The 18,933-nt window shown below is 68.2% G+C and carries 11 protein-coding genes, 1 tRNA gene and 1 pseudogene; 4 read left to right on the forward strand and 9 right to left on the reverse strand.

Annotated features, from left to right (window positions below; all coding sequences use genetic code 11):
* Positions 1-31 precede the first annotated feature (31 nt).
* From rpmE to AC4BEG_RS10490, 9 genes and pseudogenes are all read right to left on the reverse strand, one after another.
* Complete coding sequence (rpmE, locus tag AC4BEG_RS10450) at positions 32-256, reverse strand: 50S ribosomal protein L31 (RefSeq protein WP_176180627.1); 225 nt, start codon at positions 254-256, stop codon at positions 32-34.
* A 168-nt stretch (positions 257-424) separates the two neighbouring features.
* The gene (locus AC4BEG_RS10455) at positions 425-1,540 is read right to left on the reverse strand and encodes an LCP family protein (protein WP_490705611.1); all 1,116 of its coding nucleotides are present in this window, start codon (positions 1,538-1,540) and stop codon (positions 425-427) included.
* Positions 1,541-1,934: 394 nt separating this feature from the next.
* Positions 1,935-4,085, reverse strand: coding sequence for a transcription termination factor Rho (gene rho, locus AC4BEG_RS10460; RefSeq protein WP_490705612.1), 2,151 nt, complete (start codon positions 4,083-4,085; stop codon positions 1,935-1,937).
* A gap of 404 nt (positions 4,086-4,489) precedes the next feature.
* Positions 4,490-5,404, reverse strand: coding sequence for a homoserine kinase (gene thrB / locus AC4BEG_RS10465; RefSeq protein WP_490705613.1), 915 nt, complete (start codon positions 5,402-5,404; stop codon positions 4,490-4,492).
* 361 nt (positions 5,405-5,765) lie between these two features.
* Positions 5,766-6,854 (reverse strand): threonine synthase, encoded by a 1,089-nt coding sequence (thrC, locus tag AC4BEG_RS10470; protein WP_490707048.1) that lies wholly within the window; start codon positions 6,852-6,854, stop codon positions 5,766-5,768.
* 104 nt (positions 6,855-6,958) lie between these two features.
* A complete protein-coding gene (locus tag AC4BEG_RS10475) occupies positions 6,959-8,251 on the reverse strand; it encodes a homoserine dehydrogenase (protein ID WP_490705614.1) in 1,293 nt (430 codons plus the stop codon).
* 94 nt (positions 8,252-8,345) lie between these two features.
* Positions 8,346-9,737 (reverse strand): diaminopimelate decarboxylase, encoded by a 1,392-nt coding sequence (lysA, locus tag AC4BEG_RS10480; protein ID WP_490705615.1) that lies wholly within the window; start codon positions 9,735-9,737, stop codon positions 8,346-8,348.
* Between the two features lie 19 nt (positions 9,738-9,756).
* The gene (nrtL, locus tag AC4BEG_RS10485; protein ID WP_490705616.1) at positions 9,757-10,851 is read right to left on the reverse strand and encodes an ArgS-related anticodon-binding protein NrtL; all 1,095 of its coding nucleotides are present in this window, start codon (positions 10,849-10,851) and stop codon (positions 9,757-9,759) included.
* Positions 10,852-11,205: 354 nt separating this feature from the next.
* Positions 11,206-11,686: pseudogene (locus AC4BEG_RS10490) on the reverse strand (response regulator transcription factor).
* 176 nt (positions 11,687-11,862) lie between these two features.
* On the opposite strand from AC4BEG_RS10490, the gene AC4BEG_RS10495 reads away from it, so the two are divergent.
* From AC4BEG_RS10495 to AC4BEG_RS10510, 4 genes are all read left to right on the forward strand, one after another.
* A tRNA-Arg gene (locus AC4BEG_RS10495) sits at positions 11,863-11,934 on the forward strand.
* Between the two features lie 317 nt (positions 11,935-12,251).
* Positions 12,252-15,809, forward strand: a complete 3,558-nt coding sequence (locus AC4BEG_RS10500; RefSeq protein ID WP_490705617.1) for a type I restriction endonuclease subunit R — start codon at positions 12,252-12,254, stop codon at positions 15,807-15,809.
* Positions 15,810-15,823: 14 nt separating this feature from the next.
* The gene (locus AC4BEG_RS10505) at positions 15,824-17,377 is read left to right on the forward strand and encodes a restriction endonuclease subunit S (protein WP_490707049.1); all 1,554 of its coding nucleotides are present in this window, start codon (positions 15,824-15,826) and stop codon (positions 17,375-17,377) included.
* Entirely contained in the window at positions 17,374-18,930 is a 1,557-nt protein-coding gene (locus tag AC4BEG_RS10510; RefSeq protein ID WP_490705618.1) for a type I restriction-modification system subunit M, read from the forward strand. The genes AC4BEG_RS10505 and AC4BEG_RS10510 overlap by 4 nt, the downstream gene beginning before the upstream one ends.
* Positions 18,931-18,933: the final 3 nt, after the last annotated feature.

Raw genomic sequence — 18,933 nt, forward strand, 5'->3', positions numbered from 1 at the left:
GGGCGACCGAAGACCGGCGCCGTACGGGTCGCTACTTCTTGGCGGACCCGGCGTTCTTGCCGAAGCGGGCCTCGAACCGCGCCACACGGCCACCGGTGTCGAGGATCTTCTGCTTGCCCGTGTAGAACGGGTGGCACTCGGAGCAGATGTCGGCGCGGATGGTGCCGCCGCTCACGGTGCTACGGGTGGTGAAGGACGCGCCACAGGTGCAGCTGACCTGCGTCTCGACGTACTCCGGGTGGATGTCGCGCTTCAAGGGATTCTCCTAGGTTCGGGAGGGTGCCGGGTCGACGGGCGGGTTGTCCGTCGTGAACCGGGACCGACGGTCCAGTCTGCCAGCACTGGCCGTATCCCCCAAAACCGGGGGTGGGGCCCGGATATTCCCGGGCCCCCGCCGCGCCGCGCGGGGCGGTGCGGACCCGCGTTATTTGACGACCTTGCCCGCGCTGGTGGCGTCGCCGGCCGAGCCCTTGGTGGCGGACGCGGGGATCGGCCGGTCCTGCCGCAGGGCCCGCCACATCAGCTGGGACTTGCGCTCCATGGGCAGCACCCGGTCGGGGTCCGCGGGGTCGTACTGGACGGGCAGCGTGACCATCTTCATGTCGCCCGAACCGATGCCCTTGAGGCTCTTGGCGAAGCCCATCAGCTTGTTCACCGAGGCCAGCTCGGAGTCGGTGGTGAGGGCCTTGGTGGAAGTGTCCGCCAGGTCGTAGAGCTTCTTCGGGTTGCCGTACAGGTCGACCTGCTTGATCTGGTCCAGCAGCGCCTTGATGAACGCCTGCTGGAGCTTGATCCGGCCGAGGTCGCTGCCGTCGCCGACACCGTGCCGAGTCCGCACCAGCCCGAGGGACTGCTCTCCGTCGAGGTTGTGCGAGCCGGGCTCGAGGTCGAGGTGGCTCTGTTTGTCATGGATCGCCGTGGTGGTGGTGATGTCGACGCCGCCGAGGTCGTTGATCAGCTGCTTGAACCCGGAGAAGTCGACTTCGAGGTAGTGATCCATGCGTATGTGGGTCAGCGACTCCACGGTCTTCACGGCACAGGCCGGGCCGCCGACCTCGTAGGCGCTGTTGAACATCGCCTGCCGCGCCTGGGGCGTCTCCTTGCCGTCCTTCACGCAGGAGGGACGCTTGACCATGGTGTCCCGCGGGATGCTCACCACGCTGGCCTTCTGGCGGCCCTGGTAGACGTGAACGATCATCGCGGTGTCGGAGCGGGAGGTGCCCTCGTCCTTGCCGTACTTGGCGTTCTTCCCGGCCCGGGAGTCGGAGCCCAGGACGAGGATGTCCATCGAGCCGTTGTCGACGTTCTTGGGGCGGTCGGAGCCGAGGGCGTTGTTGATGTCGACGCTGGTGAGATTGCCGTTGAGCCGGTAGTAGAGGTACCCGAGTCCGGCACCTCCGAGGACCAGCACGGCGGCCAGGGTCCATATCGTGTAGTGCACCGCGCGGCGGCGGGTGCTGGGCGGTTTGCGGCGGCCACCGGATCCGCTCATACGGGGACGGCCCGGGTTCACCGGCCTACCGCTGCTGTCGTCAGCCATGTGCTCCTCAGTCCTCGTCCCCCGGCTGCCCCCTGCCATCACGGTCAGGCCTGGCGTCACGGTGTCGTCGGATGCGTGTGTCGACCAGACAGACGACAGGCCGAGGGTCAGGGTTGCACATGTTGTTTTCTGTGTTTTCGCTCGGACAGCACCCGAGGTCGTTCGTCCACTTCGTCCCTATTTCCTTCCTGACCTGCGCTTTTACTCCCCATCACGCCATCGCGGCCGGTCCGTGAGGATCTCGGCCACTGTGGTTCAGATCTCAACGACAACGTCGGCAACGATCTTGGCGGTGATCTCCGCGGCCTTCTCGATCATCTCCCTAATCATCTTCCCGACGGCGAAGGGGCCTCCCCGCCGTGGCGGGAAGGCCCCTTCTGCGGAGCGTGCCGGATCAGTCGCCGTTGCCCGGGGTGGGCGTGGTCTTGGCGATCTGCATCAGGAACTCGGCGTTGGACTTGGTCTGCTTCATCTTGTCCAGCAGCAGCTCGATGGCCTGCTGCGAGTCCAGCGCGTGCAGCACCCGGCGGAGCTTCCAGACGATGTTCAGCTCCTCCGGCGCCAGCAGGATCTCTTCCTTGCGGGTGCTGGACGGGTCGACGTCCACCGCCGGGAAGATGCGCTTGTCGGCGAGCTTCCGGTCGAGCTTGAGCTCCATGTTGCCGGTGCCCTTGAACTCCTCGAAGATCACCTCGTCCATCCTCGAGCCGGTCTCGACCAGCGCGGTGGCCAGGATGGTCAGCGAGCCGCCGTCCTCGATGTTCCGCGCGGCACCGAAGAACTTCTTCGGCGGGTAGAGCGCGGTCGAGTCGACACCACCGGACAGAATGCGGCCGGAGGCGGGCGCCGCCAGGTTGTAGGCGCGGCCCAGACGCGTGATCGAGTCCAGCAGGACGACCACGTCATGCCCCAGCTCGACCAGGCGCTTGGCCCGCTCGATCGCCAACTCGGCGACGGTGGTGTGGTCCTCGGCCGGGCGGTCGAAGGTCGAGGAGATGACCTCGCCCTTGACCGACCGCTGCATGTCGGTGACCTCTTCCGGCCGCTCGTCGACGAGGACGACCATCAGATGGCACTCGGGGCTGTTGCGGGTGATCGCGTTGGCGATCGCCTGCATGATCATGGTCTTACCGGTCTTCGGCGGGGCCACGATCAGACCGCGCTGGCCCTTGCCGATCGGCGCGACCAGGTCGATGATCCGGGTCGTCAGCCCACCGGCCTCGGTCTCCAGACGCAGCCGGTCCTGCGGGTAAAGCGGCGTCAGCTTGCCGAACTCCGGCCGCCCGCGCCCGGTTTCGGGCGCCATGCCGTTGACCGAGTCCAGCCGGACCAGCGCGTTGAACTTCTCGCGGCGCTCGCCCTCACGCGGCTGACGGACCGCGCCGGTGACGTGATCGCCCTTGCGCAGACCGTTCTTACGGACCTGGGCGAGCGAGACATAGACGTCGTTCGGGCCCGGAAGGTAACCGGAGGTCCGGATGAACGCGTAGTTGTCGAGGATGTCGAGGATGCCCGCGACGGGGATCAGCACATCGTCATCGGACACCTGCGGCTCATTGCCGAAGTCGTCGCGGCCACGGCGGCCACGGCGGTCGCGGTAGCGGCCGCGGCGCCCGCGGCGCCCGCCCTCGAAGTCGTCGTCGGACTCATCGGCGCGCTGCTGGGCCTGGCCGCGCCCGTCGCGCTGCTGGCGGCCGCCGCCCTGCTGGCCGTCGTCGCCCTTGCCGCCGCGGCGGTCGCGCTGGCCGCCGCGCTCCCGGCGGTCGCCCTTCTGGCCGCGCTCCTGACGGTCCTGACGGTCCGTACCGGCCTTGCCGCCCCGGCCCTCGGCGGTGTCCACGGCGGCCTCGGCCTTCGCGTCCGCCGTGGTCTCGGTCCGGGCGCCGACCGCGGTGTCGGTCCGGGTCTCGGCCTTGGTCTCGACGGCGGTGGCCGTGGCCCCCTGCTCGGGGCTCGCGGCGGGCGCGGTCGCGCGACGGCGGCGCCGCTCACCGGCGGGCTGCTCATCGGCGGCGGGCTCGCCCGGCTGGCCGGGGATCTCGATCTGCTGCTGCGCCACGGCCCTCTCGGCCTTGTCGCTGTCGCTCTTCTCCGCCTTGGCGGCCTTGTCCGCCTTGGCGGTCTTCTCGGCCTTGGCCGCCTTCGCGGTCTTCTCCTGCTTGCCCGCGGCGGCGCTGTCATCGCCGGTACGGGCCCGGGAGGTGGTACGGCGCTTGGGCTTGGTCACATCCTCGCCGGAGGCGGTCTCGGAGCTCTGGGCTCCGCCGGATCCCGCGGCCTGCTTCTCCTTGATGACCTCGATCAGCTGGCTCTTGCGCATCCGCGCGGTGCCCTTGATACCGAGGCTCGAGGCGAGCTGCTGGAGCTCGGCCAGGACCATGGCGTCAAGGCCGGTGCCCGAGCGGCGTCGCCGCGGGGCAGTGCCAGTGGCAGCACCGGTGGCAGGCGCGGCGGGAGCGTCCGTAGCGGGCGCGGCGGCATTGCCGACACTGCTGTCGGAGGTGCCGGAGGCGTTCACGCCCATCAGATCGGTGGTGTCGCTCACGAAGGGTCCTTCCCTGGAGCGGGCGTCGGCCTGTCTGGCTCGGCGACCGGTTGTGCTGTCCGACTGTGGTCCTTCCGTTACGGACCGAGCCGGGGCGGTGGTCCGCCGGGTACGGCGGAGAGATCAATTCATGGTTCCGGCGAGACGGAAGACTTTCCTCGGCTCCATCACGCCGATTCCGGAGCGTGCTCGATACTGCTCAGGCAGGCTGCTCAGGCAGTGCGGGGAGGCTCCCGGAAGAAGGGTGGTCCCGGATGGGGACACTGAGCACCTCGCCTCCGAGTACATCCAAGAGGCATCCAGTGCAGACTTGAGGTTAACACTACCGGATCCAACAAATATTCCCCCTCTCCAAGACCGGCAATCGAGTTTTCCCAGTGCCCGGGCCGTTCCGGGCCCTGGAGTCAGCTGAGCGGCAGAACGCTCGCCCCCCCGGCGTCGAGAGCCAGCCGGTTGGCCGCCCATCCCTCACCCGCCAGTCGTGCGACCTTGTCGGCCGCACCGTCCTCGACCAGCGCGAGCACCGTGGGGCCCGCACCGGAGATGACCGCGGGGACGCCGTCCGCGCGCAGTCGGTTCACCAGACCCACACTCTCGGGCATCGCCGGAGCGCGGTATTCCTGGTGCAGCCGGTCCTCCGTGGCCGCGAGCAGCAGCTCGGGACGCCTGGTCAGGGCCTCCACGAGCAGGGCCGCCCGCCCCGCGTTGACCGCCGCGTCCACATGCGGAACGGTGCGCGGCAGCAGTCCGCGGGCGGTCTCCGTGAGCACCGGGCGGCCCGGGACGAAGACCACCGGAACGATGGAATCGGCTGGGTCCATCCTGATCGCCCGCGCGGCTCCCGCGTCCGTCCAGGCGAGGGTGAAGCCGCCGAGCAGACATGCGGCGACATTGTCGGGGTGGCCCTCGATCTCGGTGGCCAGTTCCAGCAGCGCCGCGTCGTCGAGCTTTTCGGCGCCGCCTATCGTCACCGCCCGCGCGGCGACGATCCCGGCGCAGATGGCGGCGGAGGAGGACCCCAGACCCCGGCCGTGCGGAATCCGGTTGGCGCAGACCACCTCAAGACCCCGCGGCTGCCCGCCCAGCAGGTCGAACGCGGTGCGCAGGGACCGTACGAGCAGATGGCTCTCGTCGCGCGGCAGGGTCTGTGCGCCTTCGCCCGCGATGTCGACGTGCAGACCGGAGTCGGCCACCCGGACCACCACGTCGTCGTAGAGCCCCAGGGCCAGACCGAGGGCGTCGAAGCCGGGGCCGAGATTGGCACTCGAGGCGGGGACGCGCACTCGGACGGCGGCGGCGCGGAACGCTGGACCGGCCATCGCTCGATGACTCTCCTTGTGTTTGCGTGAGATTGCTCGAAGAGGTACGGAAAACCGCGGGGGTTGTCACGCGAAGTACGGCGACGCCGCGCAGAAGCGAGTGCTCTGCGTCGGGGCGGATTCAGTACAGCCTATCGAAGGAAGGTTCTGTGGCGACATAGGGCGCACGGGAGGCGCACGATGCGTGTCGCGCCCCCTGCCATCGTCCGGGACCACTCTACTGGAGCGTAGCGCGCGCCCTCTTCGCTCCCGTGCATCTCGTCCACCACTTGAGTGGATCTTGACAAAACCGCCGGTCGGAGCGGGGCGGGCGGGCAGGACCGGAACGGGCCGGGATCCGCTGGATCCCGGCCCGCGCCTACTAGACCAGTCCGAGCCGAACGGCGGCCGCGTCCGCGTCCACCGGGACCACAACCGGCTGGGGCGCGCCCGCGACCGCCCAGTCCGGGTCCTTGAGCCCGTTGCCCGTCACCGTGCACACGATGCGCTGGCCCGGGTCGACCAGACCCTGCTCGGCCGCCTTCAGCAGCCCCGCCACGCTCGCCGCGGAGGCCGGCTCCACGAAGACGCCCTCCTGGGAGGCGAGCAGCCGGTAGGCGGCGAGGATCTGACGGTCGGTCACCTCGTCGATCAGGCCGCCCGACTCGTCCCGCGCCTGCTCGGCGAAGCTCCAGGAGGCGGGGTTGCCGATCCGGATCGCGGTGGCGATGGTGCTGGGCTCGCGGACCGGCTCACCGCGCACGATCGGCGCCGCGCCGGACGCCTGGAAGCCCCACATCCGGGGGGTGCGGGTGGACCGGGGCTGCTGGCCCTCGAACGGCGCCGCGTACTCCTGGTAGCCCTTCCAGTAGGCCGTGATGTTGCCCGCGTTGCCCACCGGGAGCACATGGATGTCAGGCGCGTCGCCGAGCATGTCGACGATTTCGAAGGCCGCGGTCTTCTGGCCCTCGATACGGGCCGGGTTGACCGAATTGACCAGCGCCACCGGGTACTTCTCGGACAGTCCGCGCGCCAGCGTCAGACAGTCGTCGAAGTTGCCGTCGACCTGGAGGATCTTCGAGCCGTGCACCAGGGCCTGGCCCATCTTGCCCAGCGCGATCTTCCCCTGCGGGACCAGCACCGCGCAGACCATCCCGGCCCGCACCGCGTAGGCCGCGGCCGAGGCCGAGGTGTTGCCGGTGGAGGCGCAGATGACGGCCTTGGCCCCGGCCTCCTTGGCCGCGCTGATGGCCATCGTCATCCCGCGGTCCTTGAACGACCCGGTGGGGTTGGCGCCCTCGACCTTGAGATGGACCTCACAGCCGGTGCGCTCGGAGAGCACCTGCGCGGGCACGAGCGGGGTGCCGCCCTCGCGGAGGGTGACGACGGGCGTCGTCCCGCTGACCGGGAGACGGTCGCGGTACTCCTCGATGATGCCCCGCCAGCCGTGCCACCGGCGGGTGCCGGACATACGCGCCCCGGCGTCGGCGATTGCGTTCATTTCTTCCTTACTCCCCTGCTACTCCCGGCCCCGCTGCTGTGCGGTACGCCCGCGTCCCACGCTCCACCCGCTCTCTACTCGCCCTCGACCCGCATGATGCTGGCGACGTCGCGGACCGTGTCGAGGCGGCGCAGTGTCTCCACGGTCGCCGACAGCGCGGCGTCGCTCGCGCGGTGGGTCACGACGACGAGGGACGCCTCGCCGTCCTTCCCCTGCTGGCGGACCGTATCGATCGACACTCCGTGCTCGGCGAAGACTGTCGCGACCTGAGCGAGAACTCCCGGCTTGTCGGCGACATCAAGGCTGATGTGGTACCGCGTGACCACATCGCCCATGGGGCTCACCGGAAGCCTGCTGTAGGCGGACTCCCCCGGTCCGGTGGCACCCGCCAGCTTGTTGCGGCAGGCGGCGACCAGGTCGCCCAGGACCGCCGAGGCGGTCGGCGAGCCACCGGCCCCCGGCCCGTAGAACATCAGCTGACCGGCGGCCTCGGCCTCCACGAACACCGCGTTGTACGCCTCGCGGACCGAGGCCAGCGGATGGGCCAGCGGAATCATCGCCGGATGCACCCGCGCGGTGACCGACCGGCCGTCGGCGGCGCGCTCACAGATCGCGAGCAGCTTGACGGTGCAGCCCATGCGCTTGGCGGAGGCGATGTCGGCCGCGGTCACCTCGGTGATGCCCTCACGGTGCACATCGTCGAGGGTGACCCGGGTATGGAAGGCGATCCCGGAGAGGATCGCGGCCTTGGCCGCGGCGTCGAACCCCTCGACGTCGGCGGTGGGGTCGGCCTCGGCGTAGCCCAGCGCGGTGGCCTCGTCCAGCGCCTCGCTGTAGCCCGCGCCGCTGCCGTCCATCCGGTCGAGGATGAAGTTGGTGGTGCCGTTGACGATGCCGAGGACGCGGTTGACCTTGTCCCCGGCCAGCGATTCGCGCAGCGGCCGTACCAGCGGGATCGCACCCGCGACCGCCGCCTCGTAGTACAGGTCCGCGCCGCGCTCCTGGGCGGCGGCGTGCAGGGCGGCGCCGTCCTGGGAGACCAGCGCCTTGTTGGCGGAGACCACGCTCGCGCCGTGCTCGAACGCGGTGGTGATGAGGGACCGCGCGGGCTCGATCCCGCCGATCACCTCGACCACCACATCGATGTCCCCGCGTTTGACCAGGGCGGTGGCGTCGGTGGTCACCAGGTGCTCGGGCACCCCTTCGCGGACCCGGTTGGGGCGCCGTACGGCCACCCCGGCCAGCTCCACCGGAGCCCCGATACGCGCCGTGAGGTCGTCCGCGTGCGTCGTCATGATGCGCGCCACCTCTGAGCCCACTACTCCACAGCCCAGCAGCGCCACTTTCAGCGGACGCGTACGCATCATCCGACCTCGTTTCTCATCCATCGTTGAGTGCACCAGTCTCAGGCACTGGACGGAATTTCCTATCCCGGGTCCAGTATCCGAGATTTATTTCTCGCTAGCCGACATCGAGCCGCAGGAGATCTTCCTCGGTCTCGCGCCGGACGATTTCCCGCGCCTGTCCGTCGCGCACGGCGACGACCGGCGGACGCAGCGCGTGGTTGTAGTTGCTCGCCATCGAGCGGCAGTAGGCGCCGGTGGCGGGGACGGCGATCAGATCGCCGGGCGCCAGGTCCGCGGGCAAAAAGGCGTCCCGCACCACGATGTCACCGGATTCGCAGTGCTTGCCCACGACGCGGGACAGCATGGGCTCGGCGGTGGAGGCACGGGAGACCAGCGCCACCGAGTACTCGGCGTCGTAGAGCGCGGTACGGATGTTGTCGGACATCCCGCCGTCGACGCTCACATACGTCCGCAAGCCCGGCAGCTCCTTGACCGTCCCCACCTCGTACAGCGTGAACGCGGTCGGCCCGACGATCGCCCGCCCCGGCTCGACCGACAGCCGCGGCACCGCGAGACCCGCCCCCCGGCACTCACGGAGCACGATCTCGCGCAGCGCCGCGGCGATCTCATGCGGTTCGCTGGGGTCGTCGTCCGCGGTGTACGCGATACCGAGACCGCCGCCGAGGTCGATCTCGGGCAGCTCCACCCCGTGCTCGTCACGGATCTCCGCCAGCAGCCCGACCACCCGGTGGGCGGCCACCTCGAACCCGGAGGTGTCGAAGATCTGCGAGCCGATGTGCGAGTGGATGCCGATCAGCTCCACCCCGTCCAGCTTCAGCGCCCGCCGCACCGCCTCGGCGGCCAGCCCGCCCGCCAGCGGGATCCCGAACTTCTGGTCCTCGTGCGCGGTCGCGATGAACTCGTGGGTGTGCGCCTCCACGCCCACGGTGACCCGGATCTGCACCCGCTGCCGCCTGCCGAGCCGCTGCGCGATATGCGCCACCCGCACGATCTCCTGGAAGGAGTCGAGCACGATCCGCCCGACCCCGGCCTCGACCGCCCGTGTGATCTCCCGCGTCGACTTGTTGTTCCCGTGCAGCGCGATCCGCTCCGCGGGCATCCCGGCGGCCAGCGCCGTGGCCAGCTCCCCCTCGGAGCACACATCGAGGTTGAGCCCCTCCTCGTGCAGCCAGCGCACCACGGCCCGGGAGAGGAACGCCTTCCCCGCGTAGAACACGTCGGCATCGTCCCCGAACGCCTCCCGCCAGGCACGGCAGCGGGCCCGGAAGTCCTCCTCGTCCAGGAAGTAGCCCGGCGTCCCGAACTCCTCGGCCAGCCGCGTGACGTCGATCCCGCCCACGGTGGCGACACCGTCGGCGTTCCGGGCGACGGTACGGGACCACACGCGCGGGTCGAGCTGATTGAGATCGGCGGGCGGCGCGCTGTAGTGCCCCTCGGGCAGGACATCGGCGTAGCGGGGCCCGGCGGGGTGGGCGGAACGGCTCATGGTGTCTCTCTCGCAGGTGTCACAGATGTTCTGGGGCGGTGATGCCGAGCAGGTGGAGGCCGTTGGCGAGCACCGTGCCGGCGGCCTCGGCGAGGGCCGTCCGCGAGCGGTGCACGGCCAAGGGTTTCTGCTCGCCGCGCGGGAGGGGCGGACACGTGTCATGGAAGCGGAAGAAGGCGTCGGCGGTGGCGACGAGATGACGCGCCAACCGGTCGGGCGCCCGATGCCGGGCGGCGGCCTCGATGGTACGGGGGAAGTCCCCGAGGAGGACGAGGAGGGCGGTCTCGGCGGGGTGCGTGTAGGCGCCTACGTCGGAGCCCACGTCGGCGGCGGAGCGGTCGGCTTGGAAGCGGTCGGCTTGGAGCTGAGCGGCATGGTGGAGCTGAGCGGCATTCCGCACCACGGCCCGGGCCCGCGCATGGGCGTACCGGACGCGGAAGAGGGAGTTGGCCTCGCGCTGGGCGAGGAGCCGCCCGGGGTCGAGGTCGGGGAGATCGTGAGCGGCGGGCCGCAACAGAGCCCAGCGGGCGGCGTCGGGCCCGAGGCGGGTGAGCAGCTCCTCGGCGGAGACACCGGCGGCCCGGACGGTGAGGGTCTCCCCGCCGGGGCTGTCCTCGTCCGCCTGGCCCCCGGCGGCGATGACGAGTCCGCGGACGACATGGGCGACGAGGTCGGCGCGCACCTCACCCCCGGCGGCACCGGGGGCACGGGGGGCACCGGGGGCACCGGGGGCGAACCGCACCCGCTCCCCGGCCATGCCGTCCCCATGCCCGTACGCGCGCCCCTGGGCGAGAACGGTGTCCACGAGGTGCCCGTGGGAGGTGGCGTCGAGGGTGATGTTCAGAAACCCGGGGTGGGCGATGTCGACGCGCGCGATCCCCGGCGCACGGACCAGCCGCCGCCGCAGTATCTCGGCAATCCGCAGCGGATCGCCGCTGGGGTCGTTCCGATCCCCGGCAAGCTGAAGGGCGACGTTGGTGGCGTAATCGCCGCAGCCGGGCCGCGGCGGAGTCCGCACCTTCACCCGCTCCGGCACGGTGACACACAGCTCGTCGTCCTCGACGGCACGACGCACGGTGTGCAGCACAGTGCGGGAGAGCTGGGCGGGTGTCACGGGACAAGCGTATGGGAGGAGGGGGGTGCCCCCGCGAACCGGTTTCGTCCTTCGGACGCCGGGACGGTGAAGAACGACCCGGAGACCGAGGGCCGGGAGCCCAACGGCCGGGAGGTGAAGGGCCGGGAGCCCAACGGCTCGGAGCCCGACGGCCGGGAACCCGACGGCCCGCACACGGACTGACCGCACACGGATGACTCACCGCACACGGGCAGACAACCCGCCAGCAGACAGCACACCGACCGCCCGCAGCGCCCCGGCTGCCCACAGCAGCCAGGCACCCGCACGCCGACTGACCGCAGGACACCGACTACCCGCACACCCGGCCACACCACCAGTCACCGGAGCCCACCGCTAGCCGGTGGGCCCCACAACCGGCGCGGCATCACCGGGCGCCGCAGCGCCGGCGCCCCCTCGCCTCATCAGCCGCCCCACGAGGTTCACCAGCTCGGCCGGCTCGAAGGGTTTCGCCAGGAAGGCGTCGACTCCGAGCCCCTTCCCGCTGTCCATCTCGTACTGCGTACACGCGCTGATGATCGCGACGGGCACATGACATGTCCGCGCATCCGCACGCAACCGTGATGCCGTATGCAGCCCATCCAGTCTGGGCATCACGACATCGAGAGTGATCACATCGGGCCGCACCTGGTGAACGATCTCCAGGCACTCGGCACCATCGGCCGCGGTCACGACCTCGAAGCCCTCCAGCTCGAGGTTGACCCTGATCAGCTGCCGGATGACCTTGTTGTCGTCAACGACAAGGACCCGGCCGGACAACCCAGGCACAAACTGAAGAGTAGGCGCGCGGCCCCGGCCACGTCCGGGTTTTGCCCACTTCCACCACGTGCGAGGGACCTTCGCCCCGGACTCCTGCGCCCCCACCTCCACATGCGGTATACCCCCCTCCGCTCCCCCGGCCCTCGCCTCCACCCCCTCTCTCGATAAGCGTTCATGAACACCCCGAGTGAGCTGGTAGGGTTCTACCCGTCGCCGCGAAACACCGGCGGCAACGCCCCCGTAGCTCAGGGGATAGAGCAACGGCCTCCGGAGCCGTGTGCGCAGGTTCGAATCCTGCCGGGGGCACCTCGCAAGTAGGTGCCAGCAGACCCCGCCATCAGCCCAGCGGCTGACAGCGGGGTCTTCGCATATGTGCAGGCGAGTGCCAGCAGGGGCTGCCTCGTGGCAGCGATCAGCAGGTGCCCGTAGTCCGACGCGCAGGTCACAAACGATCCGAGCGCCGTCTCTACCCGGCTAGGCACCGATCGGTCGATCTCGGTACTTCCACGCCACTGCCTCAACCACGCCACGGACGATTCCAGTATGGACGCCTCCGGAGGTGCATACGGCATAGGCTGGACCGTCATTCACTCGGACAGCAGCGACTACGGGGGAAGGCCTGCATGGACGACCGGCTTCGCGACTTCGCGAATGGTTCACCAAACTTCGGGGTGCTGTACCGGCATCAGCCTCTGCTGGCGTTGTACGGCGCGTCGGCCGAGGCCACGGTCTTCACCAACCCCAACTCGTCCCTGGTCCAGGCCGGCCAGTTCGGAGAGGTCCTCGCCGAGGAGTTGGTCGCCCGTATCGGAATGCGCATCGAGGGTGACCGCCAGATCGACCGGCTGACCGCACTCACCCGCACCGGAGTCCTCGTCCCCGAGATCCGTGACGACTTCGATCGGTTGCGCCGCGACCGGAACAGAGCGGCCCACCGTCATCTCTTCGATACCTCACGGGCCCTTGCCGCCGTCCGCACTTGCTACAAACTCGGCCTGTGGTTTCACGATGCCATCGACGGGCGCCGGACCGTAGCCGAGTTCGTGCCGCCCACCGACCCCAGTACAACCGCTACAGTCACGGACCCGGCCGAGCTGGCCGAGCTGCGTGACGCCCTTGACGGGCACCGGCAGGCACTCACTCAGGCCCGAACCCGCCTCGCGGAGTCCAGTGACGCACTGGAGGCAGAACGCAGGGCGCGCGCAGAGGCCGAGCACCTGATCGCCAGCGCCGACGCCAACCAGCGTGAACTACGCACGCGCATAGTGCAGTTGACCGCACAGATCGAGGAAATCCGCAGCGAGCAGCAGGTGAAGTATGACGCTGCTCGCAAGCAGCCGCGGCAGGTGGACGCGGGGCGCCGGGACGCCATCATCCACCGCGCGCAGCGGCCGGCCCCGCTCAACGAGGTGCAGGCCCGCGACGCCATCGACGGGATGCTCCACGCCTCCGGTTGGGTGGTCCAGGACAGGGATCAGCTCAACCCGCAGTCGGGCCGGGGAGTGGCGGTCCGCGAGTTTTCCCTGGCCACCGGCCGGGCCGATTACGTGCTCTACGTCGACGGCCGCATCGTCGGCGTCGTGGAGGCCAAACGGGAGGGCGACCACCTCTCCAGCGCTGTCGAGCAGAACGACCGATACGCGGCCGGTGTGCTGAAGGAACACCGGCTCGCGGTGTGGCGCGAGGCCGAGCCCTTCGCGTTCCGTTACGCGACCACCGGCGCGGAGACGTACTTCGTCAACCGGCTGGACCCGGACGCCCGCTCCCGCGAGGTCTTCACCTTCCACCGACCCGAGACGGTTTCGGACTGGATGCGACGGGCGGACCAGTCTCCGGGCGCTCCCACCTTCCGGGCAGCCCTGCGACAGCTGCCCCACCTGGAGCCGAACGGGCTTCGCCTCGCCCAGATCGACGCGATCTCCGGTCTGGAGGAGTCCCTGAGCGCGGACCGCTCCCGGGCCCTCATCCAGATGGCGACCGGCGCCGGCAAGACGTACACGGCGGTGGCGCAGACGTACAGGCTCCTCAAGCACGCGAGGGCCCGCCGCGTCCTGTTCCTCGTCGACCGCAACAACCTGGGCAAGCAGGCACTCGACGAGTTCCGGAAATTCACCACGCCTGACGACGGCCGCAAGCTCTCCGACATCTACAACGTCGACCGCCTGGGCGCATCGGGCCTGCAGGAGACTTCCTCCGTCGTGATCTGCACGATCCAGAAGATGTACTCGCTACTGCGCGGCGAGACACTGACGGACGACGACCCTGCCGACGCGGCAGCCGACAGCGTGGCGTACGAGGATACGTACGAGACCGCCACGCCCATCGAGGTGGCGTACAACCCGGACGTGCCGATCGAGTCCTTCGACCTGATCATCGTGGATGAGTGCCACCGGTCGATCTACGGTCTGTGGCGCGGCGTACTGGAATACTTCGACGCCCACCTGGTCGGCCTCACCGCCACCCCCAAGCCCCAGACGCTGGGCTTCTTCCACCGCAACCTGGTGTCCGAGTACACCTACCCGCAGGCGGTCGCGGACTGCGTGAACGTCGACTTCGATGTTGTACGCATCCGTTCCGACCTGCGCGAAAACGGCGTGGCGACGATCGAGTCCGGAACGACGATCCGGGTCAAGGACCGCAAGACCCGGCGGCAGCGCTATCAGGAGCTGGACGACGACTTCACCTACACGACAGGACAGATCGGCCGGTCCGTGGTGACGATTGATGAGATCCGGGCCGTGCTCACCGCCTACCGAGACAACTGGCGGCGCTGGTTCCCTGACCGCAGCGAACTGCCGAAGACCCTGATCTTCGCGGTCGGCGAGGACCACGCCGAGGACGTCCTCGCCCACGTGAAGGAGGTCTTCGGGCGCGGAGACGACTTCGCGAAGAAGATCACGTACAAGAGCCGGCAGGCCGGAGAGGACCCGGACGAGCTGATCCGCGCGCTGCGGACCTCGCCACGGCTGCGCGTGGCGGTCACTGTCGACATGATCGCGACCGGGACGGACGTGAAAGCGCTGGAGTGCGTGATATTCCTGCGCGAGGTGCGGAGTGCGGTGCTCTTCGAGCAGATGAAGGGACGCGGGGCGCGAACGATCGACCCGACCGAACTCCAGGAGGTCACGCCCGACGCGGACACGTCGGTGCGGAAGGACCGCTTCGTGCTGGTCGACGCAGTGGGTGTGACCGACTCCCCACTGGTGGACGCACGTCCACTCGTACCGGCGACAGAGCGGCAAGTGTCACTGGCCAAGCTTCTGGACAAGGCCGGCACGAAGTCGATCAACACGAGTGAGGCGGAGATCCTCGCAGGTCGACTGGCCCGGCTCAGCCAACAGCTGACGGACGAGGAGCGTGAGCAGCTGGAGCGGGCGGCCGATGGGCGAACCCTCTCCCAAATCGCGGGCTCCATCGTCGCTGCCGTGGATCCCGACCGGCAGGAGCGCGTACGCGACGAGCAGGGAGCTCAGGCTGCGCGGAAGCTGGTGGAGGACGCACTCGCCCCGCTGACGGCCAGCCCCGAGCTGCGTCGGCAGATCATCGAGATCCGTCGGGACAAGGACTACGTCTTCGACGAGACCACGGCCGTGCAGGTGGACCTGGATGAGGTTCCGCGCGAGGAGCGCGCACAGGAGGAGATCGGCCGCTGGAGCCGCCTACTGAAGGAGGAGCGGGACCGCCTGGCGGCGGTGTCGCTGGCACTGAGCAGCCCCAGGACCGTTTCTCCGGCGGAGGCATACGCGGCGCTCCGTGAGCTGGCCGCAGAAATCCACCGCCCGCAGTACGCGTGGACGCCCCAGGTGTTGTGGACGTACTACGAGGACTTGGGTGCGGCAGCGCACCGGCCTGGACCGGAGGCTGGCGTGCCGGATCTGATCTCGCTCATCCGGTATGAGTTGGGCGTGGATGAGGAGCTTCGTCCGTATCGGGATACGGTGAAGGAACGCTTCGAGGCGTGGCTGCTGAAGCAGCGGCAGGCTGGGGCGGACTTCTCGGAAGAGCAGATGTGGTGGCTACGGGCCATACGGGACATCGTGGCGAGCGATGTCGGGATCGGCCCGGCTGAGTTCAACGCCGAGCCCTTTAAGGGGCGCGGTGGGGGGCGCGGGTTCCAGCACGCGTTTCCAGAGCGGAATGTCCGCGATTTGTTGGGTGAGTTGAATCGAGAATTGGCTTGAGCAAGTTGAGCGACATGCCACTGCCAGCAGGATGGGCTTGGGCTCGGCTGGGAGAACTCGGAGAGTGGTACGGCGGCGGCACTCCATCAAAAAGCCGACCGGACTTCTGGGAAGATGGCCAAATCCCATGGCTGTCACCCAAGGACATGGGCCCTGATGTAATCTCTGCGACCCAGGATCGAATCACCCAGAGCGCTGTGGAAGAGTCTTCCGTACGCGTGGTCCCAGCCAAGTCCGTCGCTATCGTGACACGCTCCGGCATCTTGGAACGAGTGGCACCAATTGCATTCGTTCCATTTGAGACCACACTTAATCAGGACATGAAGGCCGTTTGCGTCCATTCAGGGGTTTCGCCTCGCTGGCTAGCCTGGTGCCTGCGCTCCCTGGAACGGGTGATCTTGAAGCAATGCCGCAAGGCAGGTACCACTGTGGCATCCCTTTCGACCGGCACCTTGATGGATCTACACCTTGCCGTGCCCCCGCTTGCGGAGCAGCACCGCATCGTCGAGGCCCTAGAAGCCCACCTATCCCGCCTTGATGCAGCATCGCAATCACTCACGCACGCACAGTCCCTGATCCCCCTGCAGCGTCGCGCACTCTACACCGCAGCCACCGAGGGAAGGCTGGACGTCGGCGTCGATGATTTCGTGCCGGATTTCCTGGAACAGCGTCGTGAGCATTGGCAATCCACACAATCGAAGAAATACAAGGAACCTGTTTTTCCAGACCCGGACCACGTTCCACAGTTGCCAGCAAACTGGAGAGTACACAGCCTGGAAGCCCTAACGGACCCAATTCGAATTATCCGCTACGGAATCCTGATGCCCAAGGTCAAGTCCGGCGGCACAGTTCCGTACGCAGAAGTGAAAGATCTCAAAGACTGCACGCTCCACGGAAAAGAACTACACTTGACAAGCACAGATCTTGACGAGCAGTTTTCAGGAGCGCGGATCCAACCAGGCGACATCCTCGTTGCGGTACGAGGGTCATATGATCGATCGGCCATTGTCCCGCCCGATCTACAGGGCGCCAATATAAGCCGCGATGTCGCTCGAATTTCACCACTACCAGGGATAGTTCCTGAATATCTTCAACTCTACCTACAGAGCAGCTTCACACAGCACTACCTAAAGGCGCACGCTCGCGGCGTGGCGGTAAAGGGTGTTAACATTGCGTCGATTCGCGCCCTGCCTGTGGCTGTTCCTCCACCAGCTGTGCAGAAACGGATTGTCGAGTCGGCACAGCAGCAACTCACTGCGATCGAGGCTGCCGCGAAAGCGGTGGATCTCTCTATTGCCAGGAGCTCAGCCCTACGGCGAGCCTTGTTGGACCGTGCCTTCACTGGCCGCCTCGTCACCCAAGACCTCACCGACGAACCCGCCTCCGTCCTATTCGACCGCATCCGTGCCGAACGCGAGGCACAAAGCGGTGGCACCAAGGGCAAGGTCAAGCGTGCACCCCGCCGTCCCCGTAAGACGGCCACCGCAGACGGGCCGCCACCCCCGCCCCCTCCGGCCACCCCAATCCCCGCCCCCACCACCGCCGTTCAGCAGGAGTTCCCCCTGTGACCCCCACCACCACCGCCCAGGCGCAAGCGCAGACCAACACCCTGGTCGCGAAGCTCTGGAACTACTGCAACGTCCTGCGGGACAACGGCCTGTCCACGATCGAGTATGTCGAGCAGCTTTCATACCTGCTCTTCCTCAAGATGGCTGACGAAATCGCCTCCGATCCCTTCACGGAGCACGAGGCCCGGCCCGTCGTACCCTCGGCTTACGACTGGCAGTCGCTCGTCCAGCTCAAGGGGCTCGCGCTGGAAGGGCACTACCGCGATATCCTCACCGCCCTCGCGAAGAACCCCGGCACCACCCTCGGCACGATCTTCGCCAAGTCCCAGAACCGGATCACCGAGCCCGCCCTCCTCGAAAAGCTGGTCGTCGACCTGATCGGCAAGGAAGACTGGACCATCCAAGGGACAGACCTGAAGGGCGACGCCTACGAAGGGCTCCTCGCCAAGGGAGCCGAGGACACCAAGACCGGCGCTGGTCAGTACTTCACTCCCCGCCCGCTCATCGACGCCATGGTCGATGTGATGCAGCCCCGGCCCGAGGACACCATCACCGACCCCGCCTGCGGCACGGGCGGCTTCCTCATCGCCGCCCACAGCTACATCCGCCAGCACCACATGCAGAACCTCTCCCGCGAGCAGCGCCTCGCACTCGGCAGTGGCAAGATCTGGGGCAACGAGCTGGTCACCGGCACCGCGCGCCTCGCAGCCATGAACATGTTGCTCCACGGCATCGGCGACGCCGACGGGCCGTCCCTCATCACCGAGGGTGACGCCCTCGCAGAGCAGCCCAGCCGACACGCCTCCCTCGTCCTCGCCAACCCGCCCTTCGGCAAGAAGTCCGCGATCACCGTCATCGGTACAGACGGCAAGGCCGAGAAGGAGGACATCTCCTACGAGCGGGACGACTTCCGCGCCACCACCACCAACAAGCAGCTCAACTTCCTCCAGCACATCATGTCGCTGATGGAGATGAACGGCCGCGCGGCCGTCGTTCTGCCCGACAACGTCCTCTTCGAAGGCGGGGCTGGCGAGAAAGTACGGCGACGGCTGCTCGACGACTTCGACCTGCACACCATCCTGCGCCTGCCGACCGGCATCTTCTACGCGGGCGGCGTCAAGGCCAACGTCCTCTTCTTCGAGAAGAAGCCGCCCCGCAGCGAAGGCGCCAACACCTCCAAGCTCTGGGTATACGACTTCCGCACCGGCAAGCACTTCACGCTGAAGCAGCACCCCTTGCGGCGCGCGGACCTGGACGAGTTCGTGGATGCCTACCTTCCGGACAAGCCACGGTCCGAGCGTGTCGAGACCGAGCGTTTCAAGGCGTTCGATTACGACGAGCTGATCGCCCGCGACAAGGTCAACCTCGACATCACATGGATGAAGGACCCGGCGCTCGACGACGCTGACACCCTGCTCCCGCCCGAGGTGATCGCCCAGGAGATCGTCAAGGACCTGCAAGCCGCCCTCAGCGAGTTCGCCGCTATCGCGGAAGCCCTCGGTGGCGAGATCTCAGCCGATGCCGATGAGATCCAGCCAACGGAAACCGACTGATCA

Source organism: Streptomyces sp. JLBJ103, from assembly GCF_058215575.1.